At 63.9% G+C, this 21895-nt stretch carries 18 protein-coding genes; 11 read left to right on the plus strand and 7 right to left on the minus strand.

The window, feature by feature from the left end; translation table 11 throughout:
• Positions 1-18: 18 nt before the first annotated feature.
• From EN869_RS12990 to EN869_RS13000, 3 genes are read right to left on the minus strand one after another with little or no spacing between them, the layout of a single operon-like run.
• The gene (locus EN869_RS12990; protein WP_189341235.1) at positions 19-453 is read right to left on the minus strand and encodes a VOC family protein; all 435 of its coding nucleotides are present in this window, start codon (positions 451-453) and stop codon (positions 19-21) included.
• Between the two features lie 2 nt (positions 454-455).
• Positions 456-1190 (minus strand): FadR/GntR family transcriptional regulator, encoded by a 735-nt coding sequence (locus EN869_RS12995; RefSeq protein ID WP_127226074.1) that lies wholly within the window; start codon positions 1188-1190, stop codon positions 456-458.
• Complete coding sequence (locus EN869_RS13000; RefSeq protein ID WP_127226075.1) at positions 1187-2623, minus strand: FAD-binding oxidoreductase; 1437 nt, start codon at positions 2621-2623, stop codon at positions 1187-1189. Before EN869_RS13000 ends, EN869_RS12995 begins: the two co-directional genes overlap by 4 nt.
• Before the next feature lie 250 nt (positions 2624-2873).
• On the opposite strand from EN869_RS13000, the gene EN869_RS13005 reads away from it, so the two are divergent.
• Entirely contained in the window at positions 2874-4052 is a 1179-nt protein-coding gene (locus EN869_RS13005; protein WP_127226076.1) for a M24 family metallopeptidase, read from the plus strand.
• Between the two features lie 128 nt (positions 4053-4180).
• Here the strand turns inward: EN869_RS13005 and EN869_RS13010 are convergent, their stop codons facing one another.
• Positions 4181-5461 carry a M23 family metallopeptidase gene (locus tag EN869_RS13010; RefSeq protein ID WP_127226077.1) on the minus strand — a complete coding sequence of 427 codons (1281 nt, stop codon included), beginning with the start codon at positions 5459-5461 and terminating at the stop codon, positions 4181-4183.
• A gap of 131 nt (positions 5462-5592) precedes the next feature.
• Complete coding sequence (locus EN869_RS13015) at positions 5593-6060, minus strand: peroxiredoxin (protein WP_127226078.1); 468 nt, start codon at positions 6058-6060, stop codon at positions 5593-5595.
• Positions 6061-6155: 95 nt separating this feature from the next.
• Between EN869_RS13015 and EN869_RS13020 the strand changes: the two genes are divergently transcribed.
• Positions 6156-9557, plus strand: coding sequence for a DUF3971 domain-containing protein (locus EN869_RS13020; RefSeq protein ID WP_127226079.1), 3402 nt, complete (start codon positions 6156-6158; stop codon positions 9555-9557).
• Between the two features lie 32 nt (positions 9558-9589).
• Here the strand turns inward: EN869_RS13020 and tyrS are convergent, their stop codons facing one another.
• The gene (gene tyrS / locus EN869_RS13025) at positions 9590-10843 is read right to left on the minus strand and encodes a tyrosine--tRNA ligase (RefSeq protein WP_127226080.1); all 1254 of its coding nucleotides are present in this window, start codon (positions 10841-10843) and stop codon (positions 9590-9592) included.
• Between the two features lie 290 nt (positions 10844-11133).
• On the opposite strand from tyrS, the gene EN869_RS13030 reads away from it, so the two are divergent.
• Together EN869_RS13030 and EN869_RS13035 are read left to right on the plus strand one after the other, a co-directional pair.
• Entirely contained in the window at positions 11134-12777 is a 1644-nt protein-coding gene (locus EN869_RS13030) for a glycosyltransferase family 39 protein (RefSeq protein ID WP_127226081.1), read from the plus strand.
• A gap of 48 nt (positions 12778-12825) precedes the next feature.
• Positions 12826-13695: a phosphatase PAP2 family protein gene (locus EN869_RS13035; RefSeq protein WP_189341234.1), complete on the plus strand. Its 870-nt coding sequence runs from the start codon at positions 12826-12828 to the stop codon at positions 13693-13695.
• 27 nt (positions 13696-13722) lie between these two features.
• Here EN869_RS13035 and EN869_RS13040 read toward each other — a convergent pair whose 3' ends face one another.
• Positions 13723-14397 (minus strand): alpha/beta hydrolase, encoded by a 675-nt coding sequence (locus tag EN869_RS13040; RefSeq protein WP_095818525.1) that lies wholly within the window; start codon positions 14395-14397, stop codon positions 13723-13725.
• 264 nt (positions 14398-14661) lie between these two features.
• On the opposite strand from EN869_RS13040, the gene EN869_RS13045 reads away from it, so the two are divergent.
• From EN869_RS13045 to sufA, 7 genes are all read left to right on the plus strand, one after another.
• Complete coding sequence (locus tag EN869_RS13045) at positions 14662-15822, plus strand: cysteine desulfurase family protein (RefSeq protein WP_127226082.1); 1161 nt, start codon at positions 14662-14664, stop codon at positions 15820-15822.
• A gap of 190 nt (positions 15823-16012) precedes the next feature.
• Complete coding sequence (gene sufB / locus EN869_RS13050; protein WP_127226083.1) at positions 16013-17533, plus strand: Fe-S cluster assembly protein SufB; 1521 nt, start codon at positions 16013-16015, stop codon at positions 17531-17533.
• 27 nt (positions 17534-17560) lie between these two features.
• Complete coding sequence (gene sufC, locus EN869_RS13055) at positions 17561-18316, plus strand: Fe-S cluster assembly ATPase SufC (protein WP_127226084.1); 756 nt, start codon at positions 17561-17563, stop codon at positions 18314-18316.
• A 25-nt stretch (positions 18317-18341) separates the two neighbouring features.
• The gene (gene sufD, locus EN869_RS13060) at positions 18342-19613 is read left to right on the plus strand and encodes a Fe-S cluster assembly protein SufD (RefSeq protein WP_127226085.1); all 1272 of its coding nucleotides are present in this window, start codon (positions 18342-18344) and stop codon (positions 19611-19613) included.
• Between the two features lie 166 nt (positions 19614-19779).
• Positions 19780-21021, plus strand: a complete 1242-nt coding sequence (locus EN869_RS13065) for a cysteine desulfurase (RefSeq protein WP_127226086.1) — start codon at positions 19780-19782, stop codon at positions 21019-21021.
• Between the two features lie 5 nt (positions 21022-21026).
• Entirely contained in the window at positions 21027-21419 is a 393-nt protein-coding gene (locus tag EN869_RS13070; RefSeq protein ID WP_127226087.1) for an SUF system Fe-S cluster assembly protein, read from the plus strand.
• 94 nt (positions 21420-21513) lie between these two features.
• Complete coding sequence (gene sufA / locus EN869_RS13075; protein WP_127226088.1) at positions 21514-21894, plus strand: Fe-S cluster assembly scaffold SufA; 381 nt, start codon at positions 21514-21516, stop codon at positions 21892-21894.
• Position 21895: the final 1 nt, after the last annotated feature.

Below are 21895 nucleotides of genomic sequence, written 5' to 3' on the forward strand. Positions count from 1 at the left end.
CTTCCGGCACGGCGTCGTTTACGGCTGTTCGTCGTGATAGTCGCCAGGGCCGCCGTCGAGCCAGGCGTAAAGCTCCCAAAGTGTGTCGTCCGGATCGGTGAAATAGGCGCAGCGCGCATTCCAGACGTAGTCTTCGGGCGGGCCGTAGAAGGGCACGCCCCTGGCGCTCAATTCGCCATGCAGCCGGTCGATGTCGGCCGGCGTGTCGAGTTGGACGGCGACGCAGACCTTGTGCGCGTGGCGCGGCGACTTCAGGTTGGAGACGCCGGTATGACGGTTGATGTGATCGAGTTCCCAGGCGGCGAGCGTCACGCCCTGACCATGGAAGTCGGCAAAGCCTTCGGCGCGCCGGCGCAGGCGAAAACCGAGTTTTCCGACGTAGAAATCGACCGTCCTTTCGATGTTTTCCACCAGCAGGCAGACGTCGGAGATGCGGGTGATTTCTGCCGGCATGGCTATTTCGCTCCGCTGGTTTTCTGGAGCGGCAGTTTGACGCCGACGCGGTTGGCGGCGCCGATTATGTGCGCGCGCATCGCCGCTTCCGCAGCCTCCGGATCGCCCGCCACCAGCGCGTCATAGATGCGCACATGCTCGCCGACATTGATCTCGACGAGATCGTGCAGCGGGTTGGTCATGCGCGCGTAGTGGATCGACTGGCGGATCTGCTCGCAGACGAAGGAAATGAAGGTGTGGATGTAGCTGTTGCCGGTGGCGCGCGCGATTTCGCGATGGAACAAAAGGTCGGCGTCGATGCTGCCTTCCTCCCAGCGCTCCTCGCCGCCCATGCGGTCGAGCGCCGCCTTGATCGAATCGAGATGTTCCTGCCCGCGCCGCGCCGCGGCAAGCGACGCCGATTCAGCTTCGAGGATGCAGCGCAACTCGAACAGCCGCTCCATATTGTGCGTATCTTTCAGCGCCTCGCGGTCGATGCGGATCGCGGCCCGCTGCTCCGGAGCCAGCACGAAGGCGCCGATCCCTTGCCGCGCCTCGATCATGCCGTCGGCCCTAAGTTGCGCGATCGCTTCGCGCACCACATTGCGGCTGACGCCGAATTTTTCCGAAAGCTCCTGCTCCGTGGGCAGGCGGGCGCCGGTATTCAGCTCACCGGATTCGATCTCGCGGCTGAGGAAGGCTGCGACCCGGTGCGGCAAGGTCTCGACGGTGCCGATGGCGGCCAGTCTTTGCTTCATGGAAAAGTCTCCGTCACGGGCAACAGGCAGCCAGGATTCATCAAGCTCTTGGGGTCGAGGGCGTTCTTCAGTGCCATGACCAGGCCGCGATGCGTCGGCGAGAGCCCGGCCCAGAATTCCCGGACGCGGCTGCGGCCGATACCATGCTCGGCGCTGATCGAGCCGCCGAGGCCGACGGCTATGTCGTAGAGTCCAGCAGTTATCGAAGCGCCCTGTATGCGGGCTTCATGCATGGCAAGCTCCAGCGGCGGCAGCACGTTGAAATGGATGTTGCCGTCACCGGCATGGCCGTAGGCGAGTGGAATCCAGCCCGGATGGTCATTCGCGACGAAGCGGCGGGCTTGCTCGATCAGGGCAGGGATGTCGGAAATCTTTACCGACAGGTCGGTGCGCACATGGTAGCCGCGCTTGGCCTGGCCTTCGACCAGGCCTTCGCGGATCGCCCAGAAACTCCTTGCCTGCGCGCTGCTGGCCGCAAGAACCGCGTCGGTCACCAGCCCTTTTTCCATGGCATCGGCGAGGAAGCCGGCCAACAGGCCATTGAGATCGATGCCCGGCCCGGAGGACAGTTCGATCAGCACCTGCACGGGCGCCGAGACTGGTGCGGCCATACCGGGATCGATCAGCCGGGCAAGCTCGATGCATTCGCCGCCGATGATCTCGAAGGCCGAGATCAGGTCGGAGCAGGCCCGGCGCGTGCGGTTGAACAACTGGATGGCAGCTTCGAAGGAAGCGAGGCCGAGATAGGCTGTTTCTGTCTGAGCCGGCTTTGGAAAGAGCTTCACCTCGACACCCGTGATGATGCCCAGCGTGCCTTCCGAGCCGATGAAAAGCTGCTTCAGGTCGTAGCCGCTGTTGTTCTTGCGCAGGCCGGAGAAGCCGTTCCACAGTTCGCCATCCGCAAGCACGACTTCCAGCCCGAGGATCAGGTCGCGGGCCATGCCATAGCGCAGCACGTTGACGCCGCCGGCATTGCTCGCCGCATTGCCGCCGATCTGGCAGCTGCCTTGCGCGCCAAGCGCCAGCGGGAACAGGCAATCTTGCGCCTGGCATGCGTCCTTGATCGCCTGCAGCACGCAGCCGGCATCGGCCTTCAATGCAAAGTTCTCAATGTCGATTTGCCGGATGGAGTTCAGCCGCTCCAGGCTGAGGACGACCAGACCGGCACCTGCGCCGTCGATCGCCCCCGAGACCAGACCGGTATTCCCGCCCTGCGGAATGACGCCGAGTCCAAGCTCGCTGCACAGGCGCATCAGGGCCTGGACCGCGCCGACCGAGCCGGGCCGCAGCACAGCAAGGGCATCGCCCTGATAGTCGCCCGCCCAGTCGCCCAGATATTTCGCCATGCCGGCCGGCTCGATGGCAATGCCGTTCTGTCCGACCGCGCCTTCGAGGGCGCTGAGGATTGCCGGTGAGAGGCGGTGAACGGTCATTGAAAATCATGTCTGGATATCGGGTGATACATATCATCCTACAACTTAGCTCGAGTCAACTGTTGTGATGAAACATTGCGCCGCCCGGATCGAGGGGATGGCGACGTTGCGGTCAAGAAAGATCGGGCCTCAATGGGTAGGCCCTGCCTCTGCGCCATCCTGGCCGATTGCCGGCCTATCAAACGACGGCAATGGTGCCGCAAGGTAGGGCGGCCCGTCCTCGACCAGATCGATCCGGCAAGGAGAAAAGATGATTGAACTGCCTTTTGCCCGCGAAGAATACCGGCAGCGGCTCGGAAAAATCCGCGCCGAGATGGCCACGCGCGGCATCGAACTCCTGATCGTCAACGACGTCGCCAATCAGCATTACATCACCGGCTATGATGGCTGGTCGTTCTACACGCCGCAGGTTGTGCTTGTTCCCATCGAGGATGCCGAGCCGGTCTGGATCGGACGCGCCATGGATGCGGCAGGCGGGCTGCTGACGGCGTGGATGAAGCCGGAAAACGTGGTTGGCTTCCCGGAAGATCACGTCCAGCACGCCGACCGGCATCCGATGGACTGGATCGCGGCCTGGATCGTCGCCAAGGGCTGGGGTAACCGTTCCGTCGGCATCGAGCTCGAAGCCTATTATTTTTCGCCGAAGGCGCATGCGCGGCTCGTCGCCGGACTGCCCAACGCGAAATGGCACGATGCCGATCTGCTCGTGAACTGGATCCGCGCGGTGAAGTCGGCGCCGGAAATTGACTATCTGCGCAAGGCGTCGATGCTGGCGCAAGCGGCGGTCGCGCGCGCCTACGACGTCATCGCGCCGGGTGTGCGCGAATGCGACGCGATCGCCGAAATCCAGGCGGCGCAGATCGGAGGCAGTCCGGATTTCGCCGGCGACATCACAGCGCTGCCGCCAACGATCCTGGGCGGTGAGAACGCTTCGGCGCCGCACATCATGTGGAGCGACAGGCGGTTCGGGAAGGACGAAACGATCGCACTGGAACTGGCCGGCGTCTGCCGCCGCTATGCCGCCGGGCTTGCCAGGACCATGCAGCTCGGCAAGACGCCGGCTCGCGTCGCGGACACCGCAAAGGCGGTGATCGAAGGCATGGATGCGGTTCTCGACACGGTTCGTCCGGGCACGAGCGCCGAAGCGGTCGAAGCCGCCTGGCGCAAGGTCATCGCGCGCCACGGGCTGAAGAAGGAATCGCGGATTGGCTATTCGATCGGCGTTGCCTATCCGCCGGATTGGGGCGAGCACACGATCAGCCTGCGGCCTGGCGACAAGACGGTGCTGCAACCCGGCAATGTCCTTCATTCCATCCTGGGCATGTGGATGGACGGCTGGGGCATCGAGATCAGCGAGACCATTCTGGTGACCGAAACCGGCAACGAGACGCTGACGAAGTTCCCGCGGGACATCCATGTCAAAGCCTGACCGACCGACTGGAGCGCTGGATACCGCTCCCGACATCGATGCCGGCTCGGTATCCGCAACGAAGAGGTTGGATCAGTCTATCCGCTACATCACGCCAGGTTCCGTGTCGCCGGTGTCGGATCAGCCGGTTAAAGATATTGCGCGACTTTCTTGCCGACGGTCAGGAAACGCAGCGGGTCGACCGCCTCGCCATCGTGGCGCACCTCGTAGTGAAGGTGCGGGCCCGTGGAGCGGCCGCTGCTGCCTGTCTTGCCGATAATGTCGCCGGCGGCAAGCTTCTGACCGACGGCGACATCGATTTCGCTCAAATGGCCGTAGCGTGTCGCGAAACCGTTGCCGTGGTCGACCTCGACCATGCGGCCGTAGCCGCCGGCCCAGCCGGCCCTGGTGACGACGCCGGCCGCGGTGACCTTGGCCGGCATGCCGATCGGCGCCCTGAAGTCCATTCCGGTGTGCAGCGCGGCGGTGCCAAGGATGGGGTCGGTGCGCACACCGAACGGGCTCGTCACCGTACGACCGGGGGCGGGGTTGGTGAGCGGCAGCTTGCGCGCCTCTTTCTTAACCTCGTCCAGCGCGTCGAGCGCTTCGTCCAACTCCTTGACCTTGCTATCGAAAACCATCGCGGGATCAAGCGGAACCAGTGGGCCGCCGACATCGCTCTTGTTGAGCTCGCTGTCGACCGGCAAGCCCGCCGCTTCCAGCGCCTGCGTGATGGCGTCGGCATTCTTGTAGGCGCTGTCGGCAAGCGTGGTGATGCGCGAAAGCTGCTGGTTCTCGATGGATTTCAGCGACGCATTGATCGAGACGAACAGCTTGTCGGCGCGATCGGCTGCCGTTTCGCCGTCAAGCGGATCGGACCTTGTCGACCAGAGCGAGAAGGGTCTGGTGTCGCCGGCGCTCAAGGATGCGACGCAATAGGTCGGTGCCTGCGAAAGGCTGCCGGTGACCTCTGCGTGTTCGTCGGGCTTGGGCGTTGCCGCGCTCGTTGCCGGCGCGTCGCCGACTTCGTTTTCGGCGCGCTCGAGAATCGGACCGAGCCGCCCGTGGCGCTCGCTGAGCTGGGTCTGCCTGGCCAGCAGCTCGCTGACCTTGGTTTCCATCAATTGCTGGTCGAGAAGCTGGCGGCTGGTGATGCGGTCGACCTGAGCGCGCAGCGCCGAGATCCGGTCCTCATAGGCTTGCTGCATGCGCGCCTGCCTGGCCGTGGTGGCGCCGATCAAATCGTCGCGCAGCACAAGGTAGGAGGTGGCGAGCAGGTAGCCGATGGCGATCGCGGCCAGAGCCGAGCCGATGAAGGCGGCAAGCCAGGGTCGGATCGTGAAGTGCCTTATTTCGTTGCCCCGGGCGATAATGACCGTGTGGGGCTCCTTGCGCCTGCCGAAAACCGCTGACTGACCGGTTGATTTCACGGGACCGAGCTTTCGTTACGACACCAACGACTGCTCGGAATTACACATTATTAGGGTTAATAAAGTTTTGCAGGCCGCAATGTTTGCGCGTAACCAATTCGCGCATTGCGGGTGATGGGTTGTCTGCCGCCTCAAAGCGCCCGCACGGCCTCGAGCACCTCTTCGGCATGGCCCTTGACGCGAACCTGATGCCAGATGCGGGCGATGCGGCCGTCCTTGCCGATCAGGAAGGTAGCGCGCTCGACACCCATATATTTGCGTCCGTACATCGTCTTCTCGACCCACAGATGGTAGGCCTCGATGACTTTTCGCTCCTCGTCGGCGACCAGATCGACGGTGAGAGCGTGTTTTGCCTTGAATTTGTCGTGTTTCTTTACGCTATCCGGTGACAGCCCGATCACCACGGCGCCGGCCTTCTCGAACTCCGGTTTCAACTGCGAGAAGTCGATCGCCTCATGGGTGCAACTCGTGGTGTCGTCCTGCGGATAGAAGTACAGTACAACGGGCTTGCCCCGGAGCGCGGCCAGGCTGAGAGAGCGGCCGCCGTCACGCGGAAGATCGAATTGGGGTGCTGCGTCGCCCACTTCGAGATCAGCCATGTCGATGCCCTTGTTTGCGGTTACGCGCGGGAAGTCATCGATATAACGTGAAGCGAGGATTCGTCCACGACGAGTTCGTCACAACGGAATATTGCTTGGATCAGGAAGAACCGCAGCACGAGAAGATCAGGTTCAGGCGTGACGAGATCACCGACCTGGCGAGGCTTCCGTCCGCGTGCGGTGCGCCGCCGCTCGGCCGGGCGACGGTGCGTCGCCGCTTCCGTCTCCTCGGGCGCGTATTTGCCGGGCTTTGCGCGCTGCTGCTCCTGGCGGCGGCCGGCGTCTATGTCCTCGGTGCTTCGGGCATCGGTACGGAACGGCTTCGGGCCGAGGCTGAGACAGCCATCGAGAAGCTGGCCGGCGTCGATGTCAACGTCACAGTCGGCGCGGCGCGGCTGACGCTCGACGGATCGAGCTTCGTCGCCCTTCAGGTCAGCGATGTCAGCCTGAAAACGGCCGACGGCAAGCCGATGGCCGATGTCGGCCGCGTCCGTTTCGGCATGCGCCTGCTGCCGCTGCTTTCTGGCGACGTCCGGCTGACCAGCGCTAGATTTTCAGACGCGCATATCGTGGTGGCCGCCATGCCTTCCGGCGGCGGCGACTGGACGGCGGCGCTGCGCAACGGGGATGGCCTCGTCGATCCGGAGAAAATCTCGGCGGCGATGTTCGGAGGCGTCAATGACGCACTCGATGCGGTGCGCGAGGACTCGATACGCCAAATCGATCTGCGCAATGTCGCGTTCGAACTGCCGGACACCGGGCCGGTCAAGCTCGTGACCGTCACCTCGGCGAGTGTCGCGCAGACCGGCATGGGACGCATGCAGTTCTCCTACGATGCCGATGTCGACGGCCGGCATGCGACTTTGACTGCCACCGCGACCCGCGATGCGACGGCAAGGCGGATCGCGTCGCTGGACGCCAATCTCGCGATTGCCGGCGCCCCCGGTGAGGGGAGTTCGACCGGTGCTGCTCCCGCGGCCGACGGCGCGAAGCTGGGTTCGATCGCGTTGAAGCTCTCGGGCTCGGAAGCGTCCGGCGACAACCCGTCCCGCCTGGCGGTTTCGCTGTCGCTGACCGGTTCGGTGCTCGACCTTGACGAACGCGGCCTGATGCCGGCCGACGTCGATGCCGATGCCACGCTCGTGGCCGGTTCGAACAAGATCTCGATCGACCGGCTGGCGATAAAGACCGGCCGCTCCAGCTTCGACTTCGCCGGATCAATCGGCCCAAAGCCGGCAGTCGCTGGGGAGGAATCCGCCTACCGCTATGACCTTACCAGCGACGGCTCGACGCTGGCGCCTTCGGACTCGCCGGAACCGGCGCTTCAGTTCGTGGCGCGTCTCGCGGGCGTCTACCAGCCGAAGAGCCGCAAGCTCGTCGCCGAGCAGATCGGCGTCCGGTCTGGCGGATCGGGCGAGGTGCTGGGCGCGGCCACGGTCGCCTTCACCGACAACGGCCCTCCAGGCGTGTCGCTGTCGCTCAACGTCCACGACATGCCGGTCTCGCATGTCAAGCAATTGTGGCCATGGTTCTCGGCCCGCAACGCCCGGCTCTGGGTGCTGGGCAATCTGTTCGGCGGCACGGTGACCGACGCCAACCTGCAGTTCCAGGTCGCGCCGGGACGCCTGGGCAACGGCGTGCCGCTTTCCGGCGACGAAGTGTTCGGCCGTTTCCAGATCAACGGCTCGCGTTTCGATACCGCCGGACGCATCCCGCCGGTCCGCGACGCCGTCGGCGTCGTTGCGTTTCACGGCAACGATGTCGACATCACGCTCTCCTCGGGCAGTGTCTATATGCCGAGCGGCCGCACCGTGGCGGCGAGTGCCGGGACACTGACGATCAAGAACGCCAACCGCCCGATCGTGGTCGGCGGGCTCGACATCGACGTCGCGGGTGAGGCCGCGGCCATCGCCGAGCTCGCCTCCTACGAGCCGATCAATGCCATGCGCCATGTCGGACTGGCGCCGGAAGATCTGTCCGGCACTGTCACCGGCCACGTCAGGGCGGACATCCCGCTGACAAAAGGCATGGACACCTCCACACTCGATTGGCTGGTGTCGCTCGACTACAAGGATTTGTCTCTCGCCAAGCCGTTTGAAGACCAGACGGTGACCGAGGCCGACGGCTCCATCACGGTTGGGCCGAAGCAGGCGGTGATTTCGGCCGATGCGAAGCTCAACGGCATTCCGGCCGAGCTCGATCTGGTCGAGCCGCTCGCCGATGACGGGCCGGCGCGCAGCCGCAAGGTCACGCTGATACTCGACGACAAGTCGCGTAACGCCAGCATGCCCGGCCTGTCGGGCCTGCTTTCGGGAACCATCAAGGTGGCGATCGACAAGAGCGGCGAGGGCGCACAGCAGGTTTCGGCCGACCTGACCAGCGCCAGGCTCGACATTCCCTGGGCGGGCTGGAGCAAGGGTGCCGGCATTCCTGCCAAGGTCGCTTTCAACATGGCGAAGTCCGGCAGCACCACCACGCTGTCGGATTTCGCTCTCGACGGAAAAAGCTTTTCGATCGACGGCAACGTGACGCTGGTCAACGGCGGGTTGTCCGCGGCCCGCTTCAGCAAGGTTGCGTTGAACCGAGGCGACGACATTGCCATTTCGGTCAAGCGCGCCGGCAAAAGCTACGCCGTCGATGTCAGCGGTGCATCGCTCGACGCCCGCTCGCTGATCAAGCAGTTCACCTCCGATGTCGACACTGCAACCAAGGGCGCCGGCAGCGATGCGATTTCGGTGAGCGCCGATGTGGGGTCGCTGACCGGGTTCCATGACGAGGTGATTTCCAACCTGAAGCTCGAATACAGCGCCGCCGGATCGCGCGTGAACGGTCTCAACGTCACCGCCGCGGCCAGCTCGGGTGCCGCGATCGCGATCAACAACACGACCAGCGAAGGCGGCCGCGTGCTCAGGGTGAAGTCGGCCGATGCCGGCGCGATCCTGCGTTTCCTCAACGTCTACGAACATATGGAGGGCGGCGCGATCACGCTGTCGCTTTCCGGCGCCGCCGACGGGCCGATGAAGGGACAGGTGGATGCCAGCAATTTCTATGTGGTCAACGAGCCCAAGCTGGCCTCGATCGTGTCGACGACGCCGGCCGGCGATACGCGCAGCCTGAACGAGGCCGTCAAAGGCAAGATCGACACGTCCAGGGTGCAGTTCGAGCGCGGCTTCGCCGAAATCGAAAAGGGGTCCGGCTACCTGAAACTGGCAAACGGCCTGCTGAGAGGCCCGCGCATCGGCACGACCTTCCAGGGCACGCTCTACGATCCGAACAACAATATGGACATGACCGGCACCTTCATGCCGGTCTATGGGCTGAACCGCATCTTCGGCGAATTGCCGCTGTTCGGGCCGTTGCTCGGCAACGGGCGCGACCGCGGCCTGATCGGCGTCACCTACCGCCTGCGCGGCAACGCCAACAAGCCGACGCTCAACATCAATCCGCTATCGGTCGTGGCGCCCGGAATATTCCGCTCGATCTTCGAGTACAGATAATCTGGAAAGGCGGCCAAGAAGGCCGCGATCGATCAGACCGGCCGCACCAGCACGTGCTTTTTCTTGCCGAGCGAGAGCTTCACGACGCCTTCCGGACCGAGGTCCTGAAGCGTGACGACGCGCCGGTCGTCGGTCAGGGGCTGGTCGTTGACGCGCACGGCGCCGCCCTGGATGTGGCGGCGCGCTTCGCCGTTCGAGCCGGCCAGCCCGGCTGTGACGAACAGCGCCAGGATGCCGATTCCGGCTTCGAGGTCCGATTTGGCGACTTCGACGCTGGGCAGCGTGTCGGCGAGCGCGCCTTCCTCGAAGGTCTTGCGCGCGGTTTCGCTCGCCGTCTCGGCCGCCTCACGGCCGTGCAGCATGGCGGTGATCTCGGTGGCGAGGATCTTTTTCGCTTCGTTGATCTCCGAGCCGCCGAGCTTTTCCAGCCGCGCCACTTCGTCCAGCGGCAGCGTCGTGTAGAGCTTCAGGAAGCGGCCGACATCGGCGTCCTCGGTGTTGCGCCAGTATTGCCAGAACTCGTAAGGCGAGAGCATGTCGCCGTCGAGCCAGACCGCGCCCGAGGCGGACTTGCCCATCTTGGCGCCGGACGAGGTGGTGAGCAGCGGCGTGGTCATGGCGAAGAGCTGCACGCCCTCCATGCGGTGGCCGAGGTCGATGCCGTTGACGATGTTGCCCCACTGGTCCGAGCCGCCCATCTGCAGCCGGCAGCCGACGCGCTTATAGAGCTCGACGAAGTCATAGGCCTGCAGGATCATGTAGTTGAATTCGAGGAAGGACAGCGACTGCTCGCGGTCGAGCCTCAGCTTCACGCTGTCGAAGGCGAGCATGCGATTGACGGAGAAATGCCGGCCGACATCGCGCAGGAAGTTGACGTAGTTGATCTGCATCAGCCAGTCGGCATTGTTGACCATGACCGCGTCGCCGGGGCCGCTGCCGAACTTCAGGTAAGGCGCGAAATTGCGGCGGATGCCGACGAGATTGTCCTCGATGTCCTGTGGGGTGAGCAGCTTACGGGCTTCGTCCTTGAAGGACGGGTCGCCGATCATCGAGGTGCCGCCGCCCATCAGCGCGATCGGCCGATGGCCGGTCTGCTGCAGCCAGTGCAGCATCATGATCTGGATCAGCGATCCGGCATGCAGACTCCGGGCCGTGGCGTCGAAGCCGATATAGGCGCTTACCGTTTCCTTGGCGAAAAGCTGGTCGAGGGCGGATTCATCCGAAATCTGGTGGATGAAACCGCGCTCGTTCATGATGCGCAGGAAATCGGATTTGAAGGCGTACATTTTCTCTTCCTGGAGGTCGCCGGGCGCGAAGGCCAAGCTGGATATGAAGGCGCGCGTTTAGCATTCAACCGCCGTTAGCAAAAGTGGTTTCCCGTCCGCGTCCAATTGCGCGGGACGCGGCGCATCCTTGCTTCGCCCATCTTGCTGGCGTAATGAGGCGCCGCGCATCAAAGACATGGAGCATCATGTCGTCCGAAAACCGCTTCGCACTTTTCGGCATCATGCTCTAGACAAGGCGCCCAAGCGCCGCCCGGGGCCATCCCGCAGTTTAGATCGGACGAGCTCCCGCGATGAACAGGAACTACATTCTCCTCTTTCTGTTCAGCATCGTCATGACCGTCAGCGGGCTGGCCAGCCTGCCGCCGGTCGACCGCGACGAATCCCGCTTCGTCCAGTCGACCAAGCAGATGGTCGAGACGGGCGACTATGTCGACATCCGCCTGCAGGACGTCACGCGCTACAAGAAGCCGATCGGCATCTACTGGCTGCAGTCGGCGGCCGTCGCGCTGAGCGGCGAGGGGCGGGCGGCGCCGATCTGGGTCTATCGCCTGGTCTCGATGCTGGGCATCGCGATCGCCGTGGCCGGCATCGGCTGGACCGGGACAAAACTCTTCGGCGCCAATGCCGGGCTCGCCGCCGGCCTGATGATGGCGGCGATCTTCGCCACTGCCTTCGAGGGGCGCGACGCCAAGACCGACGCCATGCTTCTGGCCTGCTGCGTGCTGGCGCAAGGCGCGCTGGCGCAGGTCTATCTGGCGGCAAAGCGCAACGAACCGGTTCCCGGGCACCTGTCGTGGATCTTCTGGATCGCGCAAGGGTTGGGCATCCTCATCAAGGGACCGGTTGCGCCGCTCTTGTCTCTGTTGACGGCCGCGGCGCTCTTTGCCTTCGACCGCGATTGGCGCTGGCTCTTGAAGCTCAAGCTCGTGCGTGGCGTGGCGATCGTGCTCGTCATCGTCCTGCCGTGGCTGATCCTCATCACCTGGAAGAGCGGCGGCGCCTTCTTCCAGGAGGCGGTCGGCAAGGACATGCTGAACAAGGTGGCGCAGGGCGAGGAATCGCACGGCCTGCCGCCCGGTTTCTATATGCTGACCTATTCGCTGTTCATGTGGCCGTTCGGGCTGATCGCGGTCGGCGCCGGACTGCAGGCGATCAATCGTTTTTGGGACGATCCGCGCCTGCGCTTCTGCCTGGCCTGGTACATCCCGTTCTGGCTGGTCTTCGAGGCGATCCCGACCAAGCTGCCGCATTACGTGATGCCGGCCTATCCGGGCATGGCGCTGCTGATCGGCTGGCTGCTGACCTTGCCGGCGGACCAGGCCAACGCGCCGCTGAAGCGCTGGCAGACATGGCTGTGGTGGGCGACAGCTTTCGGCGTCGTCGTCGTGTCGGTCGGCCTTGCCGTCGTCTGCGTGGGCGCGCCGCTTTATCTCACCAGGACCTTCTCCTGGTGGAGCGTGCCTGCGGCGATCGCCGCGCTGGTCACCGGCTATCTTGCCTTTCCCCGGCAATTGCAGGTGCCGCTTGGCCGCATCGCCGCAATTGCGGTCGGCGCAGGCATCACCTTCAGCCTGCTGTTCGGCGTCATCGCGCCGTCGCTGAAGCCAATCTGGCTGAGCCCGGCCGTCAAGGCCGCGGTCGAGGCCAACCGTCCCTGCGATACCACGGTGCTTGCCTCGGCGCGGTTCGAGGAGCCGAGCCTCGTCTTCCTGGTCGGCACCAAAACCGTGCTTACCGATGTGGAAGGCGTGGCGCGGCATCTGCTCTCCGATCCGTCCTGTGCCCTCGGCCTCGCGCCGATCAAGGACGAGCAGAAGTTGACCGATGTGCTGGCTGCCCAAGGCAAGTCGGCCAAGCGGCTGACAGAGATCGATGGCATCAACTATTCGTCAGGAGACAAGCTCGCGCTCGGGCTTTACCGGGTGGCGCCGTGATGAATAGCCTCGGGCATCGAATGCCCTTATAGACTTTGCGCCAAAGCCATGTCCGCCGCGCCCCTTGCCCTCTACCGCCGCTCGCTCGGCAATTTCCGCGACACGATGTCGATCGTGAAGCGGCGCTTTGCCGTGCGCCCGGCGCGCTATCCGCGAATTCTATGGAGCGTCTGGCTCATAGCCTGGGCGCTGCTCACCGTGGCGATCTTCCTGCGTCTCGACGCCGCCGCTGGCGAGATGCGCGGCGAGTGGTCAGCCGGCTTCGTGCGCTTCACCGATTTCTTCACGCAGTTTGGTCTGGGCGGCTGGTATCTTATTCCGGCGGCGATCTGCCTTGTCGCCGCCAATCTGACGGATTGGCGCGGCCTGTCCCGGCAAGGCCGGATGCTCGTCTACAACTGGACGTGTTTCGCCTTCCTGGTGCTTTGCGCCGTCGGCCTGTCCGGTCTGGCGGTCAATGTGCTTAAATACGGCATCGGCCGCGCCCGGCCGCTTTATTTCAACGATTTCGGTGTGCTGTCGCTGCATCCATTCGCCATGGATGCGCGCTTCGCCGGCTTTCCCTCCGGCCATGCCACGACGATGGGCGCGGTTTTCGGCATCCTGCTGCTGATGTTCCCGCGGTGCTGGTATGTCGCTCTGGCGGTCACCGCCTGCATTGCCTCGACCCGCGTCTTCGTCGGCGCGCACTATCCAAGCGACACGGTTGCGGGCTTCGGCCTGGGGCTGGCATTCGCGGTGGTCTCGGGTCTGGTGTTTGCCAGGCTGGGTTTCATCTTCGGTCAGACAAGCGCGAAGCTGCCGGTGCGCAAGCGGACATTCCGGCTGATACCATCCCGCGCGGCGAGGGGCAGGGCTTCGATGGCCGACCGGATCGAGGGTGGCGAAGTCGGCGCCGATGGGACGCCGACCCGTTAAAGCTCTTGGCCGGGCAGCTTTCCGCGCTTAGCGCAGGCGCTTTGGCCGCGGATCTGCGAGCTCGCCCGCCAGGCGCCGGTCGAGATAGTCGGCGCATTCATGGATCAGCAACTCGGCGTCATTGGCGAAGAAATGGTTGGCGCCGGGCAGCGTCTTCTGGGTGATGGTGATGCCCTTTTGCGTGTGCAGCTTGTCGACCAGCCCTTGCACGTCCTTGGGCGGCGCCACCTTGTCGGCATCGCCATGGATGATCAGGCCGGATGACGGGCAGGGCGCCAGGAACGAGAAATCATAGGTGTTGGGCTGCGGCGCGACCGAGATGAAGCCTTCGATCTCGGGCCGGCGCATGAGAAGCTGCATGCCGATCCACGAGCCGAAGGAATAGCCAGCAACCCAGCAGCTCTTCGAATCCGGATGCAGCGACTGCACCCAGTCGAGTGCCGCGGCCGCGTCCGACAATTCGCCGGTGCCGTGGTCGAACTCGCCCTGGCTGCGGCCGATGCCGCGGAAGTTGAAGCGCAGCACGGTGAAATCGCGCTTCTGGAACATATAGAAGAGGTCGTAGACGATCTTGTTGTTCATCGTGCCGCCAAATTGCGGGTGCGGGTGCAGCACGATGGCGATCGGGGCGCTCTTTTCCTTCGAGGGCTGATAGCGTCCCTCCAGGCGACCAGCCGGACCGGCGAAAATGACCTCAGGCATAAAATACTCCACGTGGTATACGAAGGCGCTTGCCTGGAACTCTTCTGGCCCAGCTCTCCTACGGCCATGCCCTCTGTGGCCTTGACGCAGGGCGAGCGTCTTCCTAGAAGCTAGTTTAGAATTGTTCAAAACTGGGAGGCCGAAACCGCATGGTTCGGTCGCCCGCGCCGCAAGCCGGGTAAATAGGACGGCTTGCCTTGCAATTTCAAGGAAATAACGCGCTATCCTCGCGGGATAGTTGGCGGAAGGACGAACTGAGCGAAAATGGCCGCAACCCGCGCCTATCTCGACTACAACGCCAGCGCGCCGCTCATTGCGGAAGCGCGGGCGGCGATGGTTGCCGCGCTCGATGCCGCCAACCCGTCGTCGGTCCACACCGAGGGCCGCGCTTCGCGCCGGCTGGTCGAGGATGCGCGCCGCGACGTGGCGCGGCTGGTCAACGCCAGGCCGGAGCACGTCGTCTTCACCTCCGGCGCCACCGAAGCCGCTTCAACGCTGCTTACGCCTGACTGGCAGATGGGGCGCGGCGCGATCCGCATGAGCCACCTCTATGTTTCCGAGGCCGACCATCCCTGCATCCTGAATGGCGGGCGGTTTGCCGCGACACAGGTAACGAAGATAGGCGTCGACCGGAACGGCATTGCCGATCTCGAGGCCCTTGCCACCGCGCTCGCCGCGCATGACAAGGGCGCCGGCCTGCCGCTGGTGGCGATCCATGCCGCCAACAACGAGACCGGCGTTGTCCAGCCGGTCAAGCGTATCGCCGAAATCGTCAAGGCCGCCGGCGGGGTTCTGGTCGTCGACGCCGTGCAGGCTGCCGGCCGGATTCCGCTCGATATGTCAGCTCCTTATGCCGATTATCTGATCCTGTCGTCGCACAAGATCGGCGGCCCCAAGGGCGTCGGCGCGATCGTCGCCGCGTCCGACCTGATGATGCCGCGGCCGCTGGTCAGTGGCGGCGGCCAGGAGAAGGGTCATCGCGCCGGTACGGAAAACGTCGCCGGGGTCCCCGGTTTCGGCGCCGCCGCGCGGGCAGCGCTCGCGGGCCTGGACGACATCGATGCCATTGCGCGACGCCGCGACGAGATCGAGGCGATCGTGACGGAATTGGCGCCGGACGCGGAAATATTCGGAAATGGCGCTCAGAGGCTTGCCAACACGACATTCTTCGCTATTCCCGGCGTCAAGGCCGAGACGGCGCAGATCGCTTTCGATCTTGCCGGCGTCGCGCTGTCGGCGGGCTCGGCCTGCTCGTCGGGAAAAGTCGGGCCAAGCCATGTGCTGAAGGCGATGGGCCATGGCGACAGCCTGGGCGCCTTGCGGGTCTCGATCGGCCCTGCGACCGGCGCCGAGGACATCGCGGCCTTCCGGGCGGCGCTGGCCGGCATCGTCGCCCGCCGCGCGGGTAAGGAACAAGCCGCCTGACGGTGGCAAAGACGAATTCAGGCCTCGTGGCCTGGTAGAGCCGTGCGTTTTGTCCTGGCCGGGTGAATTTCCGGTGGACACGCACTATATGGAACTTACTCCGCTGCGCATCCCTGCCGGGATGTGATCACAGCGGTGCCATAGTTTGAAAACTGTCGGGCCTTGACCCCGGCGTGGATGGAGAACGCTTATGCCTGCTGTGCAGGAGACGATCGATCGGGTTCGAAAGATCGACGTCGACCAGTATAAATACGGATTCCAGACAGAGATCGAGATGGACAAGGCCCCCAAGGGCCTGAGCGAAGACATTATTCGCTTCATCTCGTCCAAGAAGGATGAGCCTGACTGGATGCTGGAATGGCGTCTGGAGGCCTATCGGCGCTGGGTGACGCTGGAAGAGCCGACCTGGGCGCGCGTCCACTATCCGAAGATCAACTTCCAGGACATCCACTACTACGCCGCGCCAAAGAGCACGCCGGGGCCGAAGTCGCTGAGCGAAGTCGACCCTGAACTGCTCAAGGTCTACGAAAAGCTCGGCATTCCGCTCAAGGAGCAGGAGATCCTGGCCGGCGTGCAGAAGACCGTGACGGCGGACGAGGAAGCAGAGATAGGCGACAACGTCTACAAGTCCGGCCGCGTCGCGGTCGACGCCGTGTTCGATTCCGTTTCGGTGGTCACCACCTTCAAGGAAGAGCTCGCTAAGGCGGGCGTCATCTTCTGCTCGATCTCAGAGGCGATCCGCGAGCATCCGGAGCTGGTGAAGAAGTATCTGGGCTCGGTCGTGCCGACCTCGGACAATTTCTACGCGACAATGAATTCGGCCGTGTTCACCGACGGCTCGTTCGTCTTCGTGCCGAAGGGCGTGCGCTGCCCGATGGAGCTGTCGACCTATTTCCGCATCAACGAGAAGAACACCGGCCAGTTCGAACGCACGCTGATCATCGCCGAGGAGGGGGCTTACGTCTCCTATCTCGAAGGCTGCACGGCGCCGCAGCGCGACGAGAACCAGCTGCATGCCGCGGTGGTCGAGCTGATCGCGCTCGACGACGCCGAGATCAAATATTCGACGGTGCAGAACTGGTACCCCGGCGACGCCGAGGGCAAGGGCGGCATCTACAATTTCGTCACCAAGCGCGGCGATTGCCGCGGCGACCGCTCGAAGATTTCGTGGACGCAGGTCGAGACCGGCTCGGCGATCACCTGGAAATATCCGAGCTGCATCCTGCGCGGCGACGATTCCAGCGGCGAGTTCTATTCGATCGCGGTCTCGAACGGCTACCAGCAGGTCGATAGCGGCACCAAGATGATCCATCTCGGCAAGAACACGTCGAGCCGCATCATCTCCAAGGGCATCGCCGCCGGGTTCTCACAGAACACCTATCGCGGCCAGGTCTCGGCGCACCGCAAGGCGGCCAACGCGCGCAACTTCACCAATTGCGATTCACTACTGATCGGCGACCAGTGCGGCGCGCACACCGTGCCCTACATGGAAGCCAAGAACGCGACGGCGAAATTCGAGCACGAGGCGACGACGTCCAAGATCTCCGAGGACCAGAAGTTCTACGTCATGCAGCGCGGCATCCCCGAGGAAGAGGCGATCGCGCTGATCGTCAACGGCTTCGTCAAGGACGTCATCCAGCAGCTGCCGATGGAGTTCGCCGTCGAGGCGCAGAAGCTGATCGGCATCAGCCTCGAGGGCTCGGTCGGCTGACCGGACAAGATATTCAGGAAAGAAAATATGCTTGAAATCAGAAACCTTCACGCCCGCATCGTCGATGACGGCACCGAGATCATCCGCGGCCTGAACCTGACGGTGAAAGCCGGCGAGGTCGCCGCTATCATGGGGCCGAACGGCTCGGGCAAGTCGACGCTGTCCTATATCCTGGCTGGCCGCGAGGACTATGAGGTGACCGAGGGCGACATCCTCTATAACGGCCAGTCAATCCTCGAAATGGACCCGGCCGAGCGCGCCACCGCTGGCATCTTCCTCGCCTTCCAGTATCCGATGGAGATACCGGGCGTGGCGACGATGGAATTCCTGAAAGTGGCGATGAACGAGCAGCGCAAGGCGCGCGGCGAGGAACCGCTGAAAGTGCCGGAGTTCCTGAAGCGCGTGAAGGAAGCCGCAGCCACGCTCAACATGGACATCAACATGCTGAAGCGCCCGCTCAATGTCGGCTTCTCCGGCGGCGAGAAGAAGCGCGCCGAGATCCTGCAGATGAAGCTCTTGGAGCCGAAGCTCTGCGTGCTCGACGAGACCGATTCCGGCCTCGACATCGATGCGCTGAAGATCGTCTCCGACGGCGTCAACGCGCTGCGTTCGCCGGACCGCGCCATCGTCGTCATCACCCACTACCAGCGCCTGCTCGAGCACATCGTGCCTGATACGGTGCACGTGCTCTACAAGGGCCAGGTTATCAAGTCTGGCGACAAGTCGCTGGCGCTCGATCTCGAGGCCAATGGCTATGCCGGCGTGATCGGCGAAGCCGCGTGAGATGGGAGCAGTCGAGGCGAAAGTCATGAACATGCACGCACAGCCCCAGCGGACCTTGGCCGAGACGGCGCTGATCGATGCCTTCGGCGAGCGGCTCTCGCTGCTGCCCGGCGACGGCGCGGTGATGACCAAGCGCGACGACGCGATCGAGGCGATCAAGCACGGCCTGCCGACGCGCCGCATCGAATCCTGGCACTATACGGACCTGCGCCGGCTGCTGACCAAGGTGCCGGCTTTCGAGGCCGGCGCGGTCGGGAAGGCGCTTGCGCCGGTTCTTGAAGGCTCGGCCGTGCTACCGGTGCTGAACGGCGTCTCGAACGCCAAGCTGCCGGAGATCGAAGGCGTCACCGTGCAACGCCTTTCGGAGAAGCTGACCGACGGCAGCATCGCGCCGGGGCTCGACCGCTATGGCGACGACGATGCGATCGGCGCGCTGAATACGGCCTTCGTCGCCGACGGTTATTTTGTCGACATTGCCGACGGCACCGAGCTGGAAAAGCCGATCGAATTGCAGAACCTGCAGGCCGGCGGCCAGTCGCATGTGCGGCTGCTGACGCGGGTCGGTGGCGGCGCCAAAGCGATTGTAGTCGAGCGCCAGACGGGCGAGGGCGACGAGGCACTTGTCAGCTCGGTCAGCCAACTCGTGGTCGGTGACGGCGCGGAGGTGACCTGGCTGATCGTGCAGGAGCAGCCGGACACGGCAACGCATCTCGCCCAGTTCAAGGCGCATATCGGCAAGGACGCCAAGCTGACGCTGTTCGTGATGAATGCAGGCGGCAAGCTGGTTCGGCAGGAGGTCGTCGTCAGGACGACGGGCGAGGGCGCCGACTTCAAATTGCGCGGCATTAACCTTCTGGCCGGCGACACGCACACCGACACCACCATGGTGCTCGACCACGCCGTGCCGCATACGACCTCGACGGAAGTGATGCGCAACGTGGTGACCGGCAAGGCGCGCGGCGTCTTCCAGGGCCGCATCAACGTGCATCAATATGCGCAGAAGACCAACGCGAAGATGGCCTGCAACACGCTATTGCTGTCGGACGATGGCGAGTTCTCGACCAAGCCGGAGCTGGAGATCTTCGCCGACGACGTCGTCTGCGGCCATGGCGCGACGGTCACCGAGATCGACCACAACCACCTGTTCTACCTGATGGCGCGCGGCATCGACGAGAAGAGTGCTCGGGGTCTCCTGGTGAAGGCGTTCGTCGCTGAGGTGATCGAAGAACTGGACGACGAAGCGCTGGTTGAGGCGCTGGAAGTGCGGCTCGACGGCTGGTTTTCGACGCACGGGTAGCGGCGTAGGGCGCAGGCCCCTCATCCGGCCGCTTCGCGGCCACCTTCTCCCCGAGGGGAGAAGAGGCAGGTGCGACGTTGGTGACCTCCTCTCCCCACCGGGGAGAGGGTGGCCGGAGCGAAGCGGAGGTCGGGTGAGGGGGAGCCACTTTGGAAGGTTGATTGCTGTGGACCAGAAGATCGAAACCACTCCCTACGACGTCGAGGCGATCCGCCGCGACTTCCCGATCCTGTCGCGCCAGGTTTACGGCAAGCCGCTGATCTATCTCGACAACGGCGCTTCGGCGCAGAAGCCGCAGGTGGTGCTCGACACGATCCAGCATGCCTATTCCCAGGAATACGCCAACGTGCATCGCGGCCTGCATTTCCTGTCGAACGCCGCGACCGACGCCTATGAGAAGGCGCGGGAGTCGGTGCGCCGCTTCCTCAATGCGCCGAGCACCGACAATATCGTCTTCACCTCCAACACCACCTCGGCGATCAACACGGTCGCCTATGGCTGGGGCATGCCGCGGATCGGCGAGGGCGACGAGATCGTGCTCTCGATCATGGAGCACCATTCCAACATCGTGCCGTGGCATTTTATCCGCGAGCGGCAGGGCGCCAAGCTTGTCTGGGTGCCGGTCGACGATCTCGGCGTGTTTCACATCGAGGAATTCGAGAAGCGGCTGACCGACCGCACAAAACTCGTCGCCATCACGCAGATGTCCAACGCGCTGGGCACGGTGACGCCGATCAAGGAGATCGTGCGCATCGCGCATGCGCGTGGAATTCCTGTCCTGGTCGACGGCAGCCAGAGCGCGGTGCACATGCCGATCGACGTGCAGGACCTCGATTGCGATTTCTTCGTCTTCACCGGCCACAAGGTCTACGGCCCGTCGGGCATCGGCGTGCTCTACGGCAAGAAGGACAGGCTGGAAGAGATGCGGCCCTTCATGGGCGGCGGCGAGATGATCGAGGAGGTGACGGAAGACATCGTGACCTACAACGAGCCGCCGCACCGCTTCGAGGCCGGCACGCCGCCGATCGTGCAGGCAATCGGGCTAGGTGCCGCGCTCGACTATATGGAAAAAATCGGCCGCGAACGCATCGCGGCGCATGAGGCGGATCTCAAGACTTACGCGCATGAGCGGCTGCGCGCCATCAATTCGCTGCGCATCTTCGGCGACGCGCCCGGCAAGGGCGCCATCATCTCGTTCGAATTGCAAGGTATCCACGCGCATGACGTGTCGATGGTGATCGACCGGCAGGGTGTTGCTGTCCGCGCCGGCACCCATTGCGCCCAGCCGCTGTTGAAACGCTTCGGCGTCACCTCCACATGCAGGGCATCGTTCGGCATGTATAATACCAGGGCCGAAGTCGACGCTTTGGCCGAGGCGCTGGAAAAGGCGCGAAAGTTCTTCGGGTGACGATGATGGACGATGTGAGCACAACCGCAGAGACCGCGCCCGAGACGGCCGCGAACGGCATCGTCTCGGCTTCGGCGATCCCCGCCGACGAGCTGGCGCGGCTGACCGACGATATCGTCTCGGCGCTGAAGACGGTCTACGATCCGGAAATCCCGGCCGATATCTATGAGCTCGGCCTCGTCTACAAGATCGACATCGAGGACGACCGCTCGGTCAAGATCGACATGACTTTGACCGCGCCTGGCTGCCCGGTGGCCGGCGAAATGCCTGGATGGGTCGAGAACGCCGTCGGCGCCGTCGAGGGCGTTTCCGGCGTCGAGGTCTCAATGGTGTTCGATCCGCCGTGGACGCCGGACCGCATGTCGGAAGAGGCGCAGGTGGCGGTCGGGTGGTATTGAGGCCGATACCCTTGCGCCAGTGGTAAAACTTCACCATTTTAGGTGAGAGTCATTCGGCAGGCCTTGAACCTGCAGGGAATGGAGAAGGAAAAACATGGGACGTTTCGCCGTCATCACGATGACCGACAAGGCCGCTGATCGCGTGCGCGAGATCGTGGCTGCGCGCGACAACGCGCATGGCATCCGCCTCGGCATCAAGAAGGGCGGCTGCGCCGGCATGGAGTACACGGTCGACCTGGTGACCGAGCCGAACCCCAAGGACGACCATATCGAACGTGACGGCGCGCATGTCTATGTCGCGCCCGAAGCCGCGCTTTTCCTGTTCGGCACCGAGATGGATTTCGAGCAGACGACGCTGCGCACCGGTTTCACCTTCAAGAATCCGAACCAGAGCTCGGCCTGCGGCTGCGGCGAATCCGTTGAATTGAAGCCCGCCGACCTCAAGGCGCTGGCCGAGGCGCGGGCTTCGGCCTGAG

The sequence above is a fragment of the Mesorhizobium sp. M2D.F.Ca.ET.226.01.1.1 genome (genome assembly GCF_004022705.2).
Lineage (GTDB): Bacteria > Pseudomonadota > Alphaproteobacteria > Rhizobiales > Rhizobiaceae > Mesorhizobium.

Bases quoted from the DNA above. Each gene is read 5' to 3' on its own strand.
- EN869_RS12990 (WP_189341235.1), bottom strand. From the start codon at position 453: ATGCCGGCAGAAATCACCCGCATCTCCGACGTCTGCCTGCTGGTGGAA.
- EN869_RS12995 (WP_127226074.1), bottom strand. From the start codon at position 1,190: ATGAAGCAAAGACTGGCCGCCATCGGCACCGTCGAGACCTTGCCGCAC.
- EN869_RS13000 (WP_127226075.1), bottom strand. From the start codon at position 2,623: ATGACCGTTCACCGCCTCTCACCGGCAATCCTCAGCGCCCTCGAAGGC.
- EN869_RS13005 (WP_127226076.1), top strand. From the start codon at position 2,874: ATGATTGAACTGCCTTTTGCCCGCGAAGAATACCGGCAGCGGCTCGGA.
- EN869_RS13015 (WP_127226078.1), bottom strand. From the start codon at position 6,060: ATGGCTGATCTCGAAGTGGGCGACGCAGCACCCCAATTCGATCTTCCG.
- tyrS (WP_127226080.1), bottom strand. From the start codon at position 10,843: ATGTACGCCTTCAAATCCGATTTCCTGCGCATCATGAACGAGCGCGGT.
- EN869_RS13030 (WP_127226081.1), top strand. From the start codon at position 11,134: ATGAACAGGAACTACATTCTCCTCTTTCTGTTCAGCATCGTCATGACC.
- EN869_RS13035 (WP_189341234.1), top strand. From the start codon at position 12,826: ATGTCCGCCGCGCCCCTTGCCCTCTACCGCCGCTCGCTCGGCAATTTC.
- EN869_RS13040 (WP_095818525.1), bottom strand. From the start codon at position 14,397: ATGCCTGAGGTCATTTTCGCCGGTCCGGCTGGTCGCCTGGAGGGACGC.
- EN869_RS13045 (WP_127226082.1), top strand. From the start codon at position 14,662: ATGGCCGCAACCCGCGCCTATCTCGACTACAACGCCAGCGCGCCGCTC.
- sufB (WP_127226083.1), top strand. From the start codon at position 16,013: ATGCCTGCTGTGCAGGAGACGATCGATCGGGTTCGAAAGATCGACGTC.
- sufC (WP_127226084.1), top strand. From the start codon at position 17,561: ATGCTTGAAATCAGAAACCTTCACGCCCGCATCGTCGATGACGGCACC.
- sufD (WP_127226085.1), top strand. From the start codon at position 18,342: ATGAACATGCACGCACAGCCCCAGCGGACCTTGGCCGAGACGGCGCTG.
- EN869_RS13070 (WP_127226087.1), top strand. From the start codon at position 21,027: ATGGACGATGTGAGCACAACCGCAGAGACCGCGCCCGAGACGGCCGCG.
- sufA (WP_127226088.1), top strand. From the start codon at position 21,514: ATGGGACGTTTCGCCGTCATCACGATGACCGACAAGGCCGCTGATCGC.